The sequence below is a fragment of the Streptomyces hamibioticus genome (assembly GCF_047946815.1).
Lineage (GTDB): Bacteria > Actinomycetota > Actinomycetes > Streptomycetales > Streptomycetaceae > Streptomyces.
Genome location: NZ_JBKKQY010000001.1, coordinates 2,541,940 through 2,559,744 on the forward strand (window position 1 = coordinate 2,541,940; position 17,805 = coordinate 2,559,744).

Genomic DNA, 17,805 nt, shown 5'->3' on the forward strand with positions numbered 1-17,805 from the left:
ATGGTTACGGAAGACGCGGTGCGCGAGGCACTGTCGACGGTGAACGACCCCGAGATCAACCGCCCCATCACCGAACTCGGGATGGTCAAGTCGGTCGAGATCGGCGCGGACGGGGCGGTCGCGGTCGCCGTGTACCTGACCGTCTCCGGCTGTCCCATGCGGGACACCATCACGCAGCGCGTGTCCGAGGCCGTCTCGCGGCTCGAGGGCGTCACCCGCGTCGACGTCGAGCTGGACGTGATGAGCGACGAGCAGCGCCGTGAGCTGGCCACCGCCCTGCGCGGCGGGCAGACCGAGCGCGAGGTCCCGTTCGCCAAGCCGGGCAACCTCACCCGGGTCTACGCGGTCGCCTCCGGCAAGGGCGGCGTCGGCAAGTCGTCCGTCACCGTGAACCTGGCCGCGGCGATGGCGGCGGACGGCCTGAAGGTCGGCGTCGTCGACGCCGACATCTACGGCCACAGCGTGCCACGCATGCTGGGCGCGGACGGTCGTCCCACCCAGGTGGAGAACATGATCATGCCGCCGTCCGCCAACGGCGTGAAGGTCATCTCCATCGGCATGTTCACGCCGGGCAACGCGCCGGTGGTCTGGCGCGGCCCGATGCTGCACCGCGCCCTCCAGCAGTTCCTGGCGGACGTGTACTGGGGCGACCTCGACGTCCTCCTCCTCGACCTGCCGCCCGGCACGGGCGACATCGCGATCTCCGTCGCGCAGCTGGTCCCGAACGCCGAGATCCTCGTCGTGACGACGCCCCAGCAGGCCGCGGCCGAAGTGGCCGAGCGGGCAGGCGCGATCGCCGTGCAGACCCACCAGAAGATCGTCGGCGTGGTCGAGAACATGTCCGGCCTGCCCTGCCCGCACTGCGGCGAGATGGTCGACGTCTTCGGCACCGGCGGCGGCCAGGTGGTCGCCGACGGCCTGACCCGCACGACCGGCGCCTCCGTGCCGGTCCTCGGCGCCATCCCCATCGACGTCCGCCTCCGCGAGGGCGGCGACGAGGGCAAGCCGGTGGTCCTCACCGACCCGGACTCCCCGGCGGGCTCGGCTCTGCGCGCGATCGCCGGGAAGCTGGGGGGCCGGCAGCGGGGCCTGTCGGGTCTGTCCCTGGGGATCACTCCCAAGAACAAGTTCTAGGCCACCGGCCTCAAGGGGCGCGGGGCCGCACCGGTACGCGGCCGCGCCGCGCGGGCGCGACCGGCCGCGGAAGACCCGCAGCCGCCCCTCGTCCCGAACGCCGGCCACGCCCCGAACGCCGGCCACGAAGGGCGCCGCACCCGCGCGGCGCCCTTCGGTCATGCGTACGCGGCGACGTCCTTCACCACGGCGAAGCCCAGCCCGTACGCGCTCATGCCCCTGCCGTACGCGCCGAGGTGCACTCCCTGCTGCGTGGTCCCGGCGAGGACCCACCCGAACTCGGACTCCCGGTAGTGGAACGACGTCGGCACCCCGTCCACCGGCAGGGACAGCGTCGACCAGTCGGCCCCGTCCAGGTCGTCCGCCAGGACCCACGCCGTCTCGGTCTGCTGCTCCAGCCAGTCGTCGCGCAGCGCGTGGTCCATCTGGCCCGGCCAGGTGAAGGACAGCAGCCCCACACCGGCCAGCCAGGCCGCCGAGGAGACCGATGTGGCCTCCAGCAGCCCCGTGCCGTCGGCGCTGCGCCGGTCGGGGTTGGCCGCGACGGTCACGACGACCGCGAACTTCTCCTTGGCGTCCTGCTCGTCACCGGAGGTGTGCTCGTTGCGCACCGACGGTTCGTCGCCGTGCCCGATCGAGCCGTGTTCCACCGTGCCGTCGGCCGCCGTGCCGACCTGCATCAGCCAGCGCGGCCCCGTGAAGGCCTCGTCGAGGCCGTACCAGGGGAAGGGCGCACGCAGGTAGGCGTCGACCGTACGCCGGGCGGAGGGGAGCTGCTGTCCGCCCTCCGCGGCCGGCGCCTGCGCGACTGCCCCGCTCGTCGTCTCCATATGCCGGACGCCTCCTCGCTCTCGTCGGGCCGGTACGGCCCGCCCCCCTTCGGGCGACGCTGCTGGTTCACGTACGGCCCGCACAACAACTCGGCAGCATAGCCACACCACTGAGAGCAACCGCGAAACCGCCCGGCGCGTGGGTCGCGTGAGCGTCGTGTTCAGGCCGTGTGCGACCGCCGTACCGCCGTCCGGACCAAGACCTCAGGTGGCGTCGGCGTCGAAGGGCGGGCGGTTGTCGACGGCAGCCGGCTCGGGCTTCTTGACCATGTCCACACGGCCGCCCGCGGCCCCGGACGAGGAGGAGGCACCGGAGGACGCCGAAATCTCGGAGTCGCGGGCGTGCACCGCGTCGGCGACCTCGGACATCTCCTTCTTCAGGTCGAAGCCGTTGCGGATCTCCTTGAGCCCCAGGTCGTCGTTGTCCAGCTGCTTGCGGATGAACGTCTTGGGATTGAGGTCCTCGAACTCGAAGTCCTTGAACTCCGGTCCCAGCTCCTGCCGGATGTCCTGCTTGGCGCTGTCGGAGAACTCCCGGATCTTCCGGATCGTGCGGGAGACGTCCTGGATGACCTTGGGGAGCTTGTCCGGACCGAAGACGAGCACGGCGAGAACGACGAGCGTCACCAGCTCGAGTGCGCCTATGTCATTGAACACCTGAAGCTCCTTGGGATGTCCGGGCCGCCTCCACGGTACCCGCCGATCCCGCCGGACCGGTACGGTCCGGCGGCCGCCGGGTGCGTGTATACGGTCGCTTTCCGGATTGTTTGCCGTTCAGTCGCCGTGCGAGGAGCCGAGCACCAGGGAGACCGTCCGCTCCTCGCCATCGCGCTCCAGGGTCAGCTCCAGGCGGTCGCCGGGGCGGTGGGCGCGGGTCTTGACGATCAGTTCCTCACCCGAGTGGACGCGCCGGCCGTCGACGGCGGTGATCACGTCGCCCGCCTCGATGCCGGCCTTGTCACCGGGGCCGCCCTCGACGACCGGAGGGCCGCCGTCGCTGCCCTTGGTGCCGACGCGGGCGCCGTCGCCGCTGTAGCCCATGTCGAGCGTGATGCCGATGACCGGGTGGGTCGCCCGACCGGTGTTGATCAGCTCCTCGGCCACGCGCTTGCCCTGGTTGATGGGGATGGCGAAGCCCAGTCCTATCGAACCGGCCTGTCCGCCGCCCGCGTCGCCACCGCTGCCGGCGGAACGGATGGCCGAGTTGATACCCACGACCCGGCCCCGGGAGTCGAGGAGGGGCCCGCCGGAGTTGCCGGGGTTGATGGGCGCGTCGGTCTGCAGGGCGTCGACGTACGACACGTCGCTGCCGTCTCCCTTCCCGCCGCCCGCCGTGATGGGCCGCTCCTTGGCGCTGATGATGCCGGAGGTCACCGTGCCCGCCAGGTCGAAGGGGGCGCCGATGGCGACGACCGGGTCGCCGACCTGGACGTTCTCCGAGTTGCCGAGCGGCATCGGGGTGAGGCCGCGGACGCCGCTCACCTTCACGACGGCGAGGTCGTAGCCGCTGTCGCGGCCGACGAGGGTCGCCTCGGCCGTGTCGCCGCTGTGGAAGGTCACGGAGATCTCGCCGTTGGCGCCGGCGGGCTCCACGACGTGGTTGTTGGTGAGGATGTGGCCGCGGTCGTCGAGCACGAATCCGGTGCCGGTGCCCCCGGAGCCGCCGCCGCTCACATGCAGGGTCACCACGCTGGGCAGCGCCTTGGCCGCGATCCCCGCGACGCTGTCCGGGTCCCGCCCGGCCGGCTCCTTCCCGGCCTGCGGCAGCTCCACGGTCCCGACGCCGCCGTTGCGCTCCAGGTACGCCCCCACGATGCCGCCGCCCACGCCGGACAGGACGGCGAGCAGTGCGGCACCGACGACGAGGGCCTTCCGCGCCCGTCGACGCCGCTGCTCCCGCGTCGGGACGGCGGCGCCGTTCTGCTGGAACGGCCCGGCGGTGCCCGCACCGGCGGCGGCCTGCGCCCAGGGGTCGTAGCGGCGCCAGGGGTCGGCGCCGTCGGGGGACGACGGCCGGTCACCGGAAACCGGCCCCGCCTGCCCGGACGCCGGCCCACCGGAAACGAACGGTGTCCCGGGGCCCCCGGCGGCACCGGGGGCGGCAGCCACCGCGGGAGCCGCCGCACCATGGCCGGGAGCCACACCCTGGCCGGGAACCTCCGCGCCCGGCCCGGGGCCCGTCACGCCGTGGCCGGAAGCCGCCACACCCGGCCCGAGGGCCGCCGGCGGGGCCGCCGTGCCGTGCGCGGAAGCCGCCGCGCCCTGCGCGGGAACCACCGTGTCGCTCCCCGGAGCCGCCGCCGAGGCGGGCATGGCGTGCACCGGGGCCGCGACGCCGTGCGCCGGAGTCGTCGCCGGGTGCTGGACCGGCGGGGCGGGGGCCCACGGGCCCGGCTCGCCGTACGGTGGCGTGCTGTAGAGGTCGGGTTCGTGCAGCGGCCGGGGACGCGCGTCGCCCGGCGTCACCGGCCGGTCCAGCTCGTAGTCGCCGTCTCCGTCCGCCCCCGGGGCCGCCGCGGCGCCTGCGTCGGCGCCTGCGTCCCTGTCCTCGGCGTGTCCGTCTCCGGCGCCCCTGTCCGCCTCACCGTCCCCGGCCGGCCCGGTGCTCCCCGCGCCGCCCGCGGCGTCACCGTGGGCGACGCGCGGACGGGCCAGCTCGAAGTCGCCGTCCGCCGTGTCCCCGCGCTCGGGCGCCTGTGCCCGCTGCTCCGCCGCCTCTTCGGGCGGCGTCCCATCGGCGTCCTGCGGACGCGGACGGCTCCACCACTTCGCCTTCGTGGGCTTCCCCTCGTTCATGCTCTCCCCACAGCTGGCCGCGGCTCGGCTCGTCGGCGTGACCGCAGATCGTCGACTGCGCGCCCGGCTGCCTCTCCGCCTGCCCTGGGCGCCACCGGAGGATTCAATCAGGTCCGCGCGCCCCTGCGCAGATCTCCGGTCACGGCACCGGGCGGGAGGAAGCCGAGGCGGCCGCCGCGGGCAAGGACGCGGACGCCGTGGGCGAGGCGGCCGGGGACGCGGTCGGCACGGGCGCGGCGAGCAGGCCGGGGGGCTGGACCTCGAGCGGACGTATCAGCGGGGACAGCACGGCGGCGCCGGCCATCACCGGCGGGGTCGGCTTGGGGCCGACCGGCCGGTTCCCGCCCGCCGGCGGCGACGGCAGTCCCGGCAGCAGCGGCGCGGACACGGAGGTCGGCGCCACCGGGGTGTCGCCCATCGCCCGCTGACCGAGGCCCTGCCCGAGCAACGGCGCGGCCGAGCGGCGGCGCTGCGACTCGGGGACCGCGGCCGCTCCCGCGCCCTGCGTACGCATCGGCGTGACGTTGCTGCCGGAGCCACCGCGCGCCTCCGTGGTGGTGTCCGGCGTGCCGAGGGTGACGCCGCCCAGCGCGACCGCGGCCAGCGACACCGCCCCGGCCGCGACGAACGCGAACCGCAGGCCCCGCGAGGACGGCCGCTCGGAGTCCTGCCGGCCGACGTCGTGGATCCGGAAGCCGCGGTGCTGCGCGGCGGGCGGCAGCACCGGGGAGTGCGGACGGGACGGGACGTAACCGAACTCGAAGCGCTCGCCCCGCTTGGTCCCGAACACCCCCGTGTCCCCGAACCGGCCGCCGGGTCCGGACAGCCCGGACAGTCCGCCGGGGCCTCCCCCGTCGAACGGCGGACCGCCGTCGGTGTCGGTGCCCGCGGGAAGCCCCTGGAGGCGGGCCAGGAAACTCTCGGACGGGGCCGGCGGAGCCGTCTCCGCGAAGACGTTCTTCAACCGGCGCTGTGCGTCGACCTCCGCCTTGCACTTCGGGCAGGTCGCCACGTGCGCCAGCACGCGCTCACGCGCGTCATGACCGAGCTCACCGTCCACCAGTGCGGACAGTCGGTCTCCCAGATGCTGCTCTGCGAGGTGTCCCTCGGACTTCGGCCGTGATCCGCTCACGCGCTCGCGCCCCCTCCTCCCAGTGCGGGAACGCGGGCCACGAAGGAGCGGCGCTCGGCGCGCGCCTCGGGCGAGCGGTGCGCGAGGGCCTTGCGCAGCTGGGAGCGGCCCCGGTGGATCCGGGAGCGGACCGTGCCGAGCTTGACGCCGAGGGTCGCGGCGATCTCCTCGTACGACAGCCCCTCGATGTCGCACAGGACGACGGCGGCGCGGAACTCGGGGGCGAGGGTGTCCAGGGCCTGCTGGACGTCCGCGTCGAAGTGCGCGTCGTTGAAGACCTGCTGCGGGCTGGGCTCCTTGCTGGGCAGTCGCTCGGCCGCGTCCTCGCCGAGCGCGTCGAAGCGGATGCGCTGCTTGCGGCGCACCATGTCCAGGAAGAGGTTGGTGGTGATGCGGTGCAGCCAGCCCTCGAAGGTGCCCGGCGTGTAGGTGGACAGGGAGCGGAAGACGCGGACGAAGACCTCCTGGGTGAGGTCCTCGGCGTCGTGCTGGTTGCCCGTGAGCCGGTAGGCGAGGCGATACACCCGGCCGCTGTGCGTGCTGACGATCTCCTCCCAGGTGGGCGGAGTCCACGCCTGCCCGTCCGCGTCGGTGGAGAAGGTCGCGGTCCGGTCCTGGCTGGCGGCGCCGGCGGCGTGGCTGTGGTCAGCAGTGTCGTTCACGGATTTCGGCCTGCCCGCCGATCCGAGGAAGCGCCGCAGCACTCCTCCGCGATCCACAGGCGCAGCCGCACCTCCCCTTTTGGCTCCGGTGGTGTCCAGTGGAGCCCCTACCATAGCCACCTCGCCCGTTAGCTCCGGATAAGCGGTTTTACGAGAATTTGACGTGGGCTGCCACGGCTCGTACGGCTGCGTCAGCACTTGCTCGCCGTCCTGGTCCATCCGCTGCCCCCCGTCGCGGCGCCGCCGCCCGGCCGTCTGTGTCTTCTCCGGTCTCCCTGCCCCTTTGAACGACCGGTCCCATCTGCAGGTTCCCGACGGCAACGGATACAGTCACGCCGAGGCAACCACGGGGACAGGAGAGGGTCATTACCGCCAACCGGCAGACGAGCTGGGCGTTCGCCGACGCCTATGTCGCCGAGGACGACGCGCTGCGCTGGGCCCGCGACCGGGCCCACGAGGCGGGCCTGCGCTCGGTGACGCCCGGCACGGGCGCCGCGCTCGGACTGCTCGCCGCCGCCGTGGACGCCAAGGCGGTCGCGGAGATCGGGACGGGGTGCGGCGTCTCCGGGATCCATCTGCTGCGCGGCATGCGGCCGGACGGGGTGCTGACCACGGTCGACCCGGAGCCGGAGCACCAGCAGTTCGCCCGTCAGGCGTTCCGCGCCGCGGGCTTCGCCAGCAACCGGGCCCGCTTCATCCCCGGCCGCGCCCTGGAGGTCCTGCCCCGGCTCGCGGACGCCGGCTACGACCTCGTCTTCTGCGACGGCGACCGGCAGGAGTACCAGGACTATCTCGCTGAATCGTTGCGTCTGCTGCGCTCCGGGGGCCTCGTCGTCTTCGAGGGCGTCTTCGCCCATGGCCGCACGGTCGACTCCGGACCGCAGCCGACCGAGGTGCTGCGGCTGCGGGAGCTGCTGCGGGCGGTGCGGGAGAGCCAGGAACTGGTGCCCTCGCTGCTGCCGGTGGGCGACGGGCTGCTGTGCGCGGTGAAGCGGTAGCCGGTCGCGGTCTTCGGGCAGCCGGGTGCTCGGGCATGGCATCTGCGGGTCTTTTGGGCACCCGGACACCTGGGCACCCGGGTATGGGTATTCCGGAAAGTCAGTCGCCCCGGTGCCGCGTGCGGCACCGGGGCGACTGAACGGGTATGGTCCCTTGCGCGTCAGCCGACGACCTTCTTGAGGGCGTCGCCGAGCGCGTCGGCCTCGTCAGGGGTCAGCTCGACGACGAGTCGACCGCCGCCTTCGAGCGGAACGCGCATGACGATGCCCCGCCCCTCCTTGGTCACCTCGAGCGGGCCATCGCCCGTCCGCGGCTTCATGGCCGCCATGCTCGTTCCCCTTCCTGATACCAGCTCATCGCCTAAGCCGACGGCCCACCAAGGGCACGCGCGCCCGTCAAAGGCACGCGACACCGGCATCGAACACATTGCTTCCAGGCCATTATCCCGCATCGCAGGACCCGATGACCAACATCGGTCGGCATCGCTTGGGCAACGCACGCGAGCAAAACCACTCAATTCGGCGATGGGACTGCAATACTGCGCGCCCTCACCCACTTCCGCCGAATGGACCCGGACCGGAATTCTTTGACGCAGGTCACATTCCCGGGGCGAGCCGTGGCCGGTGATCTCCGTCATGCTGTCCTGCAGACACCGGACGTACCCGTCGGTACGTCCGTACGACCGCGACGCGGAGGGGATACGCCATGGCCGACACCGTGCTCTACGAGGTGAGCGACGGGCTCGCGACGATCACGCTGAACCGCCCCGAGGCGATGAACGCGCTGAACATCGAGACCAAGGTCGCCCTCCGGGACGCGGTGCGCTCCGCCGCGGACGACGCCGCGGTGCGCGCGGTGCTGCTGACCGCCGCCGGGGACCGGGCGTTCTGCGTGGGCCAGGACCTCAAGGAGCACATCGGGCTGCTCGCCGCCGACCGGGAGGCGGGCTCGGGGCAGACGATGAGCACGGTGCGGGAGCACTACAACCCGATCGTGCGGGCGCTGGCGGAGGCGGCCAAGCCGGTGGTCGCCGCCGTGAACGGGGTGGCGGCCGGGGCGGGCTTCGGGTTCGCGCTGGCGGCGGACTACCGGATCGTCGCGGACACGGCCGCCTTCAACACGTCGTTCGCGGGCGTCGCCCTCACCGCCGACTCCGGCGTCTCCTGGACGCTGCCGCGGGTCGTCGGCCCGGGCCGCGCCACCGACCTGCTGCTGTTCCCGCGCAGCATCAAGGCGCAGGAGGCCTACGACCTGGGGATCGCCAACCGCGTCGTACCGGCGGGTGAACTGCGTGCCGAGGCCGAGCAGGTGGCGCGGGCGCTGGCCGAGGGGCCGACGGTGGCGTACGCGGCGATCAAGGAGGCCGTCGCCCACGGGCTGACGCACTCCCTGGCCGAGACGCTGGAGAAGGAGGACGAGCTGCAGTCACGGGCCGGGTCCTCCGAAGACCACGCGATCGCCGTGCGGGCCTTCGTCAACAAGGAGAAGCCGAAGTATCTGGGCCGGTGAGCAGGTGACCGTCGGCCGAAGCGGGGTCCCGGGGCTGCCGCCCCGGGACCCCGCTTCGGCCGGGACGGCCTCGTCCTCAGACGCCGGACGGGCCGGACCTGCTGACGCAAGCTTCCAGGTGATCGTCCACCAGCCCGCACGCCTGCATCAGGGCGTACGCCGTCGTCGGGCCCACGAAGCGCAGGCCGCGCTTCTTCAGGGCCTTGGACAGGGCGGTCGACTCCGGTGTGACGGCCGGGACGTCGGCGAGGGTCCGGGGGACCGGACGGGCGGCCGGGTCGGGGGCGTGCGACCAGATGAGGGCGTCCAGTTCGCCCGGGACCCACTGAGCCAGCACGCGCGCGTTGGCGAGCGTGGCGTCGATCTTGGCGCGGTTGCGGATGATGCCGGTGTCGGCGAGCAGGCGCTCGCGGTCCTCGTCGGTGAAGGCCGCCACCTCGGCGATCTCGAAACCGGCGAAGGCGGCACGGAAGCCGGGGCGGCGGCGCAGGATGGTGATCCAGGAGAGCCCGGACTGGAAGGCCTCCAGGCTGAGCCGCTCGTACAGGGCGTCGTCGCCGTGGACCGGGCGGCCCCACTCCTCGTCGTGGTACGTCACGTAGTCCGCGGTGGACAGGGCCCAGGGGCAGCGCAGAGCACCGTCCGGGCCGGCGACGGCGGCACCGGCGCTCACTGCTGCTCCTCCTGATCGCGCTGCTCCGCGGGGACGGCGTGGTGGGCGGCGGCCCGGGCGCCCGCCAGCGCGGACTCCAGGTCGGCGATGCGGGCGTCGCGCTCGGCGAGTTCGGCACCGAGCCGGCCCAGGGCGTCGTCGACGTCCGCCATGCGGTAGCCCCGGGCGGTGAGCGGGAAGCGGAGGCCCTCCACGTCGGCGCGGCTCAGCGGGCGGTCCGCGGGCAGCGGGTCCGCCGGCCGCTCGGGGGCGGCCTCGGGCAGCGGTCCGCTCTCGCCGCCCGCCACCACGGCGAGGGTCACCGCGGCGACCACGACGGCGAGCGCGACGACCAGGAACAGGAACATAACCATCGCGGAGCCCCCACGGTCGGACGACGAGTCTGATGTGTCGGCTCCGATCGTGCCATGCGAGTCTGACAGTCGGCGCCGCAGGCGCCGGAAGCACGGGCCGCGGGCAGGCGACGCGGCACACCGTCGGACGAGAAACGAGAAGGGGTCACAGGGGATGCTCAGGCTGGGCAGGCGCGAATTCGAGGCGCACGAGCCGGTGATCATGGCGATCGTGAACCGGACCCCGGACTCCTTCTACGACCAGGGGGCCACCTTCCACGACGAGCCGGCGCTCGCGCGCGTGGAGCAGGCGATCGCCGAGGGCGCCGCGATCATCGACATCGGCGGTGTGAAGGCCGGGCCCGGCGAGGAGGTGAGCGCCCAGGAGGAGGCGCGGCGCACGGTCGGTTTCGTCGCCGAGGTGCGGCGGCGCTTCCCGGACGTCGTGATCAGCGTGGACACCTGGCGGCACGAGGTCGGCCAGGCCGTCTGCGAGGCGGGCGCGGACCTGCTGAACGACGCGTGGGGCGGCGTCGACCCCAAGCTGGCGGAGGTCGCCGGGCGGTACGGCGTGGGGCTGGTGTGCACCCACGCGGGAGGCGCTCAGCCGCGGACGCGCCCGTACCGGACGGCGTACGACGACGTCATGGCGGACATCCTGCAGGTGACCCTGGGGCTGGCCGAACGGGCGGTGGCGCTGGGCGTGCCGCGGGAGTCGGTGCTGATCGACCCCGGGCACGACTTCGGCAAGAACACCCGGCACAGCCTGGAGGCGACGCGGCGGCTGGGGGAGATGGCGGACACGGGGTGGCCGGTCCTGGTCTCGCTGTCCAACAAGGACTTCGTCGGGGAGACGCTGGACAAGCCGGTGAAGGAGCGGTTGCTGGGGACGCTGGCGACGACGGCGGTGTCGGCGTGGCTGGGCGCGCAGGTGTACCGGGTGCACGAGGTGGCGGAGACGCGGCAGGTGCTGGACATGGTGGCGTCGATCGCGGGGCACCGGGCGCCGGCGGTGGCCCGGCGGGGGCTGGCGTAGTTCTCTCGCCCCCGCCCTCTCCCGGAGGGAACCCCGCCCTCCCCCGGAGTGGCCCCCACCGTCCCCGGGGGCTGCGCCCCCGGACCGCCCTTTCGGCCCGGACGGCCTCGTCCTCGAGCGCCGGACGGGCCGGCCTGCTACCGGCCCGCTTCCTTCGACACCAGGGCGACCGCCTCGTCCACGTCGTCGGTCACGTGGAACAGCAGGAGGTCCTTCTCGGCGGCCTTGCCCTGGCGGATCACCGTGTTGCGGAGCCAGTCCACCAGTCCGCCCCAGTACTCGGTGCCGAACAGGACGATGGGGAAGCGGGTCACCTTCTGGGTCTGGACCAGGGTGAGGGCCTCGAAGAGTTCGTCCAGGGTGCCGAGGCCGCCGGGCAGGACGACGAAGCCCTGGGCGTACTTGACGAACATCATCTTCCGGACGAAGAAGTAGCGGAAGTTCAGGCCGATGTCGACGTAGGGGTTCAGCCCCTGCTCGAAGGGCAGCTCGATGCCCAGGCCGACGGAGATGCCGCTCGCCTCGCAGGCGCCCTTGTTGGCCGCCTCCATGGCGCCCGGACCGCCGCCCGTGATCACCGCGAAGCCGGCCTCCACCAGGCCCCGGCCCAGGCGCACGCCCGCTTCGTAGTCCGCCGAGTCGACGGGTGTGCGCGCCGAGCCGAAGACGCTGATCGCGGGCGGCAGTTCCGCGAGGGTGCCGAAGCCCTCGATGAACTCCGACTGGATCCGCAGCACCCGCCAGGGGTCGGTGTGCACCCAGTCGGTGGGGGCGCGCTCGTCCAGCAGTCGCTGGTCCGTGGTGCTCCCCTCGACCTGGCTCCGTCTGCGGAGGACCGGGCCCAGGCGCTTCTCCTCCGGTGGCTGCTGCTTGCCCTCGGGGTTGCCGGTGGCCATGTGCGCTCCCTCCGTCTGCGGTCGTTCCACCTCAGCGTAGATCTACGCGGGTTTCGTACGAGGGACCTCAGCATGTCCGCCATGAAGCGCCGTAAACACGGCCGCGTCACGCGGTCAGCCAGGACCTCAGCCGCTCCTCCCCCGCCAGGACCTTGGCCACCTCGACGCGCTCGTCGCGCTTGTGGGCCAAGTGCGGGTTGCCGGGCCCGTAGTTGACCGCCGGGATGCCGAGCGCCGAGAAGCGGGAGACGTCCGTCCAGCCGTACTTCGGCTGCGGGGTGCCGCCGACCGCCTCGATGAAGGCCGCGGCGGCCGGGTGGGACAGGCCGGGCAGCGCGCCGCCGCTGTGGTCGTCCACCACGAACTCCGTCACCCCGCAGTCCGCGAACACCTCGCGGACGTGGGCGATCGCCTCCTCCTCGGTGCGGTCGGGCGCGTAGCGGAAGTTGACCGTCACGACGCACTCGTCGGGGATCACGTTGCCGGCGACACCCCCGGAGATGCCCACCGCGTTCAGGCCCTCGCGGTACTCCAGGCCGTCGATCACCGGGTACCGGGGCTCGTACGACGCCAGGCGGGCCAGGATCGGGGCCGCCGCGTGGATCGCGTTGGAGCCCATCCAGCTCCGCGCCGAGTGCGCCCGCTCCCCGGCGGTCTTCAACTGCACCCGCAGGGTGCCCTGGCAGCCGCCCTCCACCTGCCCGTCCGACGGTTCGAGGAGGACGGCGAAGTCGCCCTCCAGCCACTCCGGGTGCGCCTCGGCGACGTGCCGGAGGCCGTTCAGCTCGGCGGCGACCTCCTCGTTGTCGTAGAAGACGAAGGTCAGGTCGCGGTTGGGCGCGGGGACGGTCGCCGCGATGCGCAGCTGTACGGCGACGCCCGCCTTCATGTCGCAGGTGCCGCAGCCCCACAGCACCCCGTCCTCGTCCAGCCGCGACGGGACGTTGTCCGCGATCGGGACGGTGTCGATGTGACCGGCGAGGACGACCCGCTGCGCGCGGCCCAGCTCGGTGCGGGCCACGACGTTGTTGCCGTACCGGTCGACCGTCAGATGGGGCAGGGCGCGCAGGGCGGTCTCGATCGCGTCCGCGAGCGGCTTCTCCGTACCGCTGACGGAAGGGAAGTCGACGAGCCGGGCGGTGAGCTGCGCGGCGTCCAGCGTGAGGTCCAGGGGGGTGTCGGCCATGGCGTCGACCCTAACCCGCCCCCTCCGCGCGCACTGTCCACACCCGGCACGGCTTCCCCGGTGCTCTCCAGTACCTTGTACGCGTGCTACAGCCGTCCCCCAACCGCAAACGCCGGGGCCGCCTCCTCCGTTCCGGGGCGGCCTTCGTGGTCCTGCTCGCGGTCGCCGGTTACCTCGCGGTGCAGTACGTCACCGGAGGCACGGGCGCGCCGGGCTGCAAGGTCGTCTCCGCCGAGGACGACGGGGCGACGTACGAGTTCGAGCCGGAGCAGGCGGTGAACGCGGCGACGATCACCGCCGTGGGCACCGCGCGCAACCTGCCCGAGCGGGCGGTGACGATCGCGCTCGCGACCGCGCTCCAGGAGTCGGCCCTGCGCAACATCGACTACGGCGACCGCGACTCGCTCGGTCTGTTCCAGCAGCGGCCCTCGCAGGGCTGGGGCACACCGGAGGAGATCATGGATCCGGCGTACGCGGCCGGGAAGTTCTACGACCACCTGGTCGAGGTCCCCGGCTACACCCGGCTGCCGCTGACGGTCGCCGCCCAGCGCGTGCAGCGCAGCGGCTTCCCGCAGGCGTACGCCAAGCACGAGCCGGACGCCACACTGCTCGCCGCCGCCCTGACCGGACGCTCGGCGGCCACGCTGACCTGCGCGGGGCGCCCCGCCGCCACCCGGGCCAAGGGACCGGGCGCGGTGCGCGCGGCCCTGGTGCGGGACTTCGGGGACGATGTGCTCCAGCCGGTCGGTGCCGAGGTGGACGGACCGGCGCCGACGGCGCCGACGGGGGCCGGCGACGGCTCCGACGAGCGGACCGTGACGCTGCCGGTGCCCGACGGGACGGACGCGGCCTCCGAGCGGGAGGCCCGGCGCCGCGGCTGGCAGCTGGCGCACTGGGCGGTGGCCAACGCCTCCACGCTGCACATCGAACGGGTGTCGTACGCCGGACGGGAGTGGACCGCCGGGAACACCGGGAGCCGGTGGCAGCCGGCGGACGTCCCGGGCGCCCGGGACGGCGCCCAGGGGGCGGAACAAGGCACCGGGCCGGTCCGGATCGTCACGGCACGGTAGGCCGGGCGTTCACCCCTCCGGGTTACTCGCGCGGCGCGCGGGCGACGAGGTGCGCAGGTTTTCGTGACGTCACCCTCGAATGTGCCAAAACCCTTGGGAACAAAGGGCCGTAGGGGTTCAGCGGACTTTCCGACCGGTTCCTGTTTGCCCGTTTTTCTGTGCAACCGATAATGCGACGCATTGCCAACTCTTTACGTTGTGCCGCCGCAACCTTCGCGGACTTCGAGCGGTAGTCACTGCGTCCGAGCCCGGTCGGTCAACCACCGGGCGCGATCGGACACCTGAAGATTCACTCCCCGTCGAAGGAGCATCATGTCCCTCCCCCTGACCCGTCGGATCGCCCGTGCCGCGCTGCTCGTCGCTGCGGGAGCGGCCGCCGGGGTCGGTGCGGCCGGCTCCGCCAGCGCGGCGCCGGAGCTGCCGGCCACCCCGAACCTCGGTGGGCTGACCGCCCTGGACGGGGCGAACGTCGGCAACACCGTGGACGCCGCGGCGCAGAACGTCACCGAGACCGCGGGTGACACCGGCAGCAAGGCCGTCAAGAAGGCGGTGCCGACCGCGGGCAAGACCGGTGGCTCGGTCGTCAAGAAGGCGACGCCCGCGGCGCAGAAGGCCGCCGGGGACGCGGCGGGCTCCGCCGGGGACATCGTCGGTGACACCACGCAGACGGCCACGAAGGGGGGGCTGCCGACCGACTCCGTGAGCAAGGGGCTGCCCGGCGCCGGCACGCTGCCGGTGCAGGGGCTGCCGCTCGGCTGAGCACCTGGCTGCTGCCGCTGACGGGGCCCGGGGATTTCCCCGGGCCCCGTTCACGTCTGCCCACGGCCGGGCCGGCGGGGCGCTACGACAGGCGCTCGACCGCCGCTCGGACGCGCTCGTCCGTCGCCGTGAGGGCCACCCGTACGAAGCGCTCGCCCGCCGGGCCGTAGAAGTCGCCCGGGGCCACCAGGATGCCGCGGTCCGCCAGGTGGGCCACCGTGTCCCAGCAGGACTCGTCCCTCGTGGCCCAGAGGTAGAGGCCGGCCTCGCTGTGCTCGATGCGGAAGCCGTGGGCGAGCAGGACCTCGCGCAGGGCCGTGCGGCGGGCCGTGTAGCGCTCGCGCTGGACCCGGACGTGCTCGTCGTCGCCGAGGGCCGCCACCACGGCCGCCTGGGTGGGCGCCGAGGTCATCATGCCGCCGTGCTTGCGGATCTGCAGCAGCGGGCCGAGGACCGCCGGGTCGCCGGCCAGGAAGGCCGCGCGGTAGCCCGCGAGGTTGGAGCGCTTGGAGAGGGAGTGGACGGCGAGCAGGCCGTCGTGGGAGCCGCCGCTGACGTCCGGGTGGAGCACCGAGACCGGGTCGGCCTCCCAGCCCAGCTCCAGGTAGCACTCGTCGGAGACGACCAGGACGCCGTGCTCGCGGGCCCAGGCCACGATCCGGGTCAGGTCGGACTTCGGCAGCACCCGGCCCGTCGGGTTCGACGGGGAGTTGAGCCAGAGCAGCTTCAGGTTCGCCGGGTCCAGCTCGGTCGGGTCGTCGTACGCCTCGTACTCCGCGCGGGCCAGCCGGGCGCCGACCTCGTACGTCGGGTAGGCCAGCCGCGGGAAGGCCACCTTGTCGCCGGGGCCGAGGCCCAGCTGGGTCGGCAGCCAGGCGACGAGTTCCTTGGAGCCGACGATCGGCAGCACGTGGCGGTGGGTGACGTCCCGGGCGCCGAGGCGGCGCTCCAGCCAGCCCGTGATCGCGTCGCGCAGCGCCGGGGTGCCCCAGACCGTCGGATAGCCCGGGGAGTCCGCCGCGTCGATCAGGGCCTTCTGGATCAGCTCGGGGACCGGGTCGACCGGCGTGCCGACCGACAGGTCGACGATGCCGTCCGGGTGCGCGGCGGCCGTCTTCTTGTAGGGCTCCAGCTTGTCCCAGGGGAAGGTGGGCAGCCGGTCGGAGACTGCGGACACGGGTACTCGCTCACTTTCTGGTACGGCAAACGCCTCGGTCCCGTACGGCTCAAGGGCGTACGGGACCGAGGCGGCGCGGTGTGCGGGCCGCTGACGGAATCAGTCGCCCTGCGGCGGCAGCGCGGCGATGAAGGGGTGATCGCGCTCGATCAGCCCCAGCTTGCTGGCACCGCCGGGCGAGCCGAGCTCGTCGAAGAACTCGACGTTCGCCTTGTAGTAGTCCTTCCACTCCTCCGGAGTGTCGTCCTCGTAGAAGATCGCCTCGACCGGGCAGACCGGCTCACAGGCACCGCAGTCGACGCATTCGTCCGGGTGGATGTACAAGGACCGCTGGCCCTCGTAGATGCAGTCGACCGGGCACTCCTCGATGCACGCCTTGTCCTTGACGTCGACACAAGGCTGCGCGATGACGTAGGTCACGCTGTCGTTCCTCCTCGATACGGGCGCTGGCGGGCCACCTCAGGCTCCGCCGCCTGGCGCGCGGGAGCGCGGCGTCGTCGATGCCCGCCCCTAGTATCTCCGTTCCTGGGCATGATCCGAACAGGAGGGGTGTACCGACCCGTGGAAATCTCTGCCGCCGGGCGTCTCGAGGTCCGTATCACCGCTGCTGACGTGGGGAAACGGGTCTCTGTACGGCGCTTGAGCGAACCTGGCGCCTCGGTGGAGAAGTTCACCGACACGGTGGGTGTTCTCACATCATGGGACAACGGTGTGCTGCTGATCACACGGAAGAGTGGCGAGACGGTACGGATCGAGGAATCCGCGCTGGTCTCGGGCAAGGTCGTCCCGGCCGCCCCGGCCCGCCGGCGCGGGCCCGCCGCCTCCTACGAGGAGCTGGCCCGGGTCGCCTCCCGGGCCTGGCGGCCGGTGGAGAGCGAGCGGCTCGGCGATTGGGAGCTGCGGGCGGCCTCCGGGTTCACCCGGAGGGCCAACTCCGTGCTGCCGCTCGGCGATCCGGGACTGCCGCTCGACGAGGCGCTGACCGTCGTACGCCGCTGGTACGGCCGGCGCGGCCTGCCCGCCTACGTGCAGGCCGCGACCGGCGCTGAGGGCACCCAGGAAGTGCTGTGCGCGGAGCTGGAGCGGCGCGGCTGGACCCGTGAGGTGACCGCCGAGCTGTGGGTCGGCGCGCTCGCGCCGGTCGCCGACCGGGCCGAGGGCGCGGGCGTCGTGCTGTCCCGGACGGCGGACGAGGCGTGGCTGGCGCGCTACGGGCGCAAGGGCGCCGGCGAGGCGGCCCTGGAGGTGCTGGGGTGCGGGGCCCCGCGCGCGGGCGAGCCCGAGCGTGCGGGAGGGCCGTCGGTGTGGTTCGCGGCGGTGCCCGGCGAGGGCGGCACGCCGTCCGCGATCGGCCGGTGCGTCGTCGACGGGCGGTGGGCCTCCTTCGCCGCCGTCGAGGTCGACCCGGCCGAGCGGCGCCGGGGGCTGGCCACCGCCGTCATGGCCGCCTTGGCCCGGCGGGCGCTCGACGAGGGCGCCTCGGCGGCGTGCCTGCAGGTCGAGACGGACAACACGGCGGCGCGGGCGCTGTACGCCGGGCTGGGCTTCGCCGCGCACCACGCCTACCACCACTACCGGGAGCCCGCCGGCACCGGTCCGCAGCCGTACTGATCG

The 17,805-nt window shown here is 73.3% G+C and carries 19 protein-coding genes; 7 read left to right on the forward strand and 12 right to left on the reverse strand.

What is annotated here, in order from left to right; translation table 11 throughout:
- Complete coding sequence (locus ACLGIH_RS11230) at nt 1-1,134, forward strand: Mrp/NBP35 family ATP-binding protein (protein WP_416525100.1); 1,134 nt, start codon at nt 1-3, stop codon at nt 1,132-1,134.
- Nucleotides 1,135-1,292: 158 nt separating this feature from the next.
- Here the strand turns inward: ACLGIH_RS11230 and ACLGIH_RS11235 are convergent, their stop codons facing one another.
- The 5 genes from ACLGIH_RS11235 to sigE form a co-directional block, all read right to left on the reverse strand.
- Nucleotides 1,293-1,964: a hypothetical protein gene (locus ACLGIH_RS11235; RefSeq protein ID WP_416525101.1), complete on the reverse strand. Its 672-nt coding sequence runs from the start codon at nt 1,962-1,964 to the stop codon at nt 1,293-1,295.
- Between the two features lie 204 nt (nt 1,965-2,168).
- Nucleotides 2,169-2,621 carry a sec-independent translocase gene (locus ACLGIH_RS11240; protein WP_416525102.1) on the reverse strand — a complete coding sequence of 151 codons (453 nt, stop codon included), beginning with the start codon at nt 2,619-2,621 and terminating at the stop codon, nt 2,169-2,171.
- Nucleotides 2,622-2,738: 117 nt separating this feature from the next.
- Nucleotides 2,739-4,760: a trypsin-like peptidase domain-containing protein gene (locus ACLGIH_RS11245; protein WP_416525103.1), complete on the reverse strand. Its 2,022-nt coding sequence runs from the start codon at nt 4,758-4,760 to the stop codon at nt 2,739-2,741.
- A gap of 139 nt (nt 4,761-4,899) precedes the next feature.
- Entirely contained in the window at nt 4,900-5,892 is a 993-nt protein-coding gene (locus ACLGIH_RS11250; RefSeq protein ID WP_416525104.1) for an anti-sigma factor family protein, read from the reverse strand.
- A complete protein-coding gene (sigE, locus tag ACLGIH_RS11255) occupies nt 5,889-6,596 on the reverse strand; it encodes an RNA polymerase sigma factor SigE (protein ID WP_416529341.1) in 708 nt (235 codons plus the stop codon). Before sigE ends, ACLGIH_RS11250 begins: the two co-directional genes overlap by 4 nt.
- A gap of 257 nt (nt 6,597-6,853) precedes the next feature.
- Between sigE and ACLGIH_RS11260 the strand changes: the two genes are divergently transcribed.
- A complete protein-coding gene (locus ACLGIH_RS11260; protein WP_416529342.1) occupies nt 6,854-7,552 on the forward strand; it encodes an O-methyltransferase in 699 nt (232 codons plus the stop codon).
- A 161-nt stretch (nt 7,553-7,713) separates the two neighbouring features.
- On the opposite strand, the gene ACLGIH_RS11265 is transcribed toward ACLGIH_RS11260, so the two are convergent.
- Nucleotides 7,714-7,881, reverse strand: a complete 168-nt coding sequence (locus ACLGIH_RS11265) for a DUF3117 domain-containing protein (protein WP_003966491.1) — start codon at nt 7,879-7,881, stop codon at nt 7,714-7,716.
- Nucleotides 7,882-8,258: 377 nt separating this feature from the next.
- On the opposite strand from ACLGIH_RS11265, the gene chcB reads away from it, so the two are divergent.
- A complete protein-coding gene (gene chcB, locus ACLGIH_RS11270; protein WP_416525105.1) occupies nt 8,259-9,062 on the forward strand; it encodes a 2-cyclohexenylcarbonyl CoA isomerase in 804 nt (267 codons plus the stop codon).
- Between the two features lie 76 nt (nt 9,063-9,138).
- Here the strand turns inward: chcB and ACLGIH_RS11275 are convergent, their stop codons facing one another.
- On the reverse strand, nt 9,139-9,735 hold the full coding sequence (locus ACLGIH_RS11275) for a DNA-3-methyladenine glycosylase I (RefSeq protein WP_416525106.1): 597 nt from the start codon (nt 9,733-9,735) through the stop codon (nt 9,139-9,141).
- Nucleotides 9,732-10,088, reverse strand: coding sequence for a DivIVA domain-containing protein (locus tag ACLGIH_RS11280; RefSeq protein WP_416525107.1), 357 nt, complete (start codon nt 10,086-10,088; stop codon nt 9,732-9,734). The genes ACLGIH_RS11275 and ACLGIH_RS11280 overlap by 4 nt, the downstream gene beginning before the upstream one ends.
- Nucleotides 10,089-10,242: 154 nt before the next feature.
- Here ACLGIH_RS11280 and folP point away from each other — a divergent pair, with 154 nt between their 5' ends.
- Nucleotides 10,243-11,103: a dihydropteroate synthase gene (folP, locus tag ACLGIH_RS11285; protein ID WP_416525108.1), complete on the forward strand. Its 861-nt coding sequence runs from the start codon at nt 10,243-10,245 to the stop codon at nt 11,101-11,103.
- 137 nt (nt 11,104-11,240) lie between these two features.
- Here folP and ACLGIH_RS11290 read toward each other — a convergent pair whose 3' ends face one another.
- Entirely contained in the window at nt 11,241-11,999 is a 759-nt protein-coding gene (locus ACLGIH_RS11290) for an LOG family protein (protein ID WP_416525109.1), read from the reverse strand.
- 106 nt (nt 12,000-12,105) lie between these two features.
- A complete protein-coding gene (gene dapE, locus ACLGIH_RS11295; protein WP_416525110.1) occupies nt 12,106-13,185 on the reverse strand; it encodes a succinyl-diaminopimelate desuccinylase in 1,080 nt (359 codons plus the stop codon).
- An 83-nt stretch (nt 13,186-13,268) separates the two neighbouring features.
- Between dapE and ACLGIH_RS11300 the strand changes: the two genes are divergently transcribed.
- Nucleotides 13,269-14,255 carry a VldE C-terminal domain-containing protein gene (locus ACLGIH_RS11300; protein ID WP_416525111.1) on the forward strand — a complete coding sequence of 329 codons (987 nt, stop codon included), beginning with the start codon at nt 13,269-13,271 and terminating at the stop codon, nt 14,253-14,255.
- Nucleotides 14,256-14,567: 312 nt separating this feature from the next.
- The gene (locus tag ACLGIH_RS11305) at nt 14,568-15,014 is read left to right on the forward strand and encodes an ATP-binding protein (protein ID WP_416525112.1); all 447 of its coding nucleotides are present in this window, start codon (nt 14,568-14,570) and stop codon (nt 15,012-15,014) included.
- An 82-nt stretch (nt 15,015-15,096) separates the two neighbouring features.
- Here the strand turns inward: ACLGIH_RS11305 and ACLGIH_RS11310 are convergent, their stop codons facing one another.
- Both ACLGIH_RS11310 and fdxA read right to left on the reverse strand, forming a co-directional pair.
- Nucleotides 15,097-16,191 (reverse strand): bifunctional succinyldiaminopimelate transaminase/glutamate-prephenate aminotransferase, encoded by a 1,095-nt coding sequence (locus tag ACLGIH_RS11310; protein ID WP_416525113.1) that lies wholly within the window; start codon nt 16,189-16,191, stop codon nt 15,097-15,099.
- 99 nt (nt 16,192-16,290) lie between these two features.
- A complete protein-coding gene (fdxA, locus tag ACLGIH_RS11315) occupies nt 16,291-16,611 on the reverse strand; it encodes a ferredoxin (protein ID WP_416525114.1) in 321 nt (106 codons plus the stop codon).
- Nucleotides 16,612-16,752: 141 nt separating this feature from the next.
- On the opposite strand from fdxA, the gene ACLGIH_RS11320 reads away from it, so the two are divergent.
- Entirely contained in the window at nt 16,753-17,802 is a 1,050-nt protein-coding gene (locus ACLGIH_RS11320; RefSeq protein WP_473246756.1) for a GNAT family N-acetyltransferase, read from the forward strand.
- Nucleotides 17,803-17,805 lie beyond the last annotated feature (3 nt).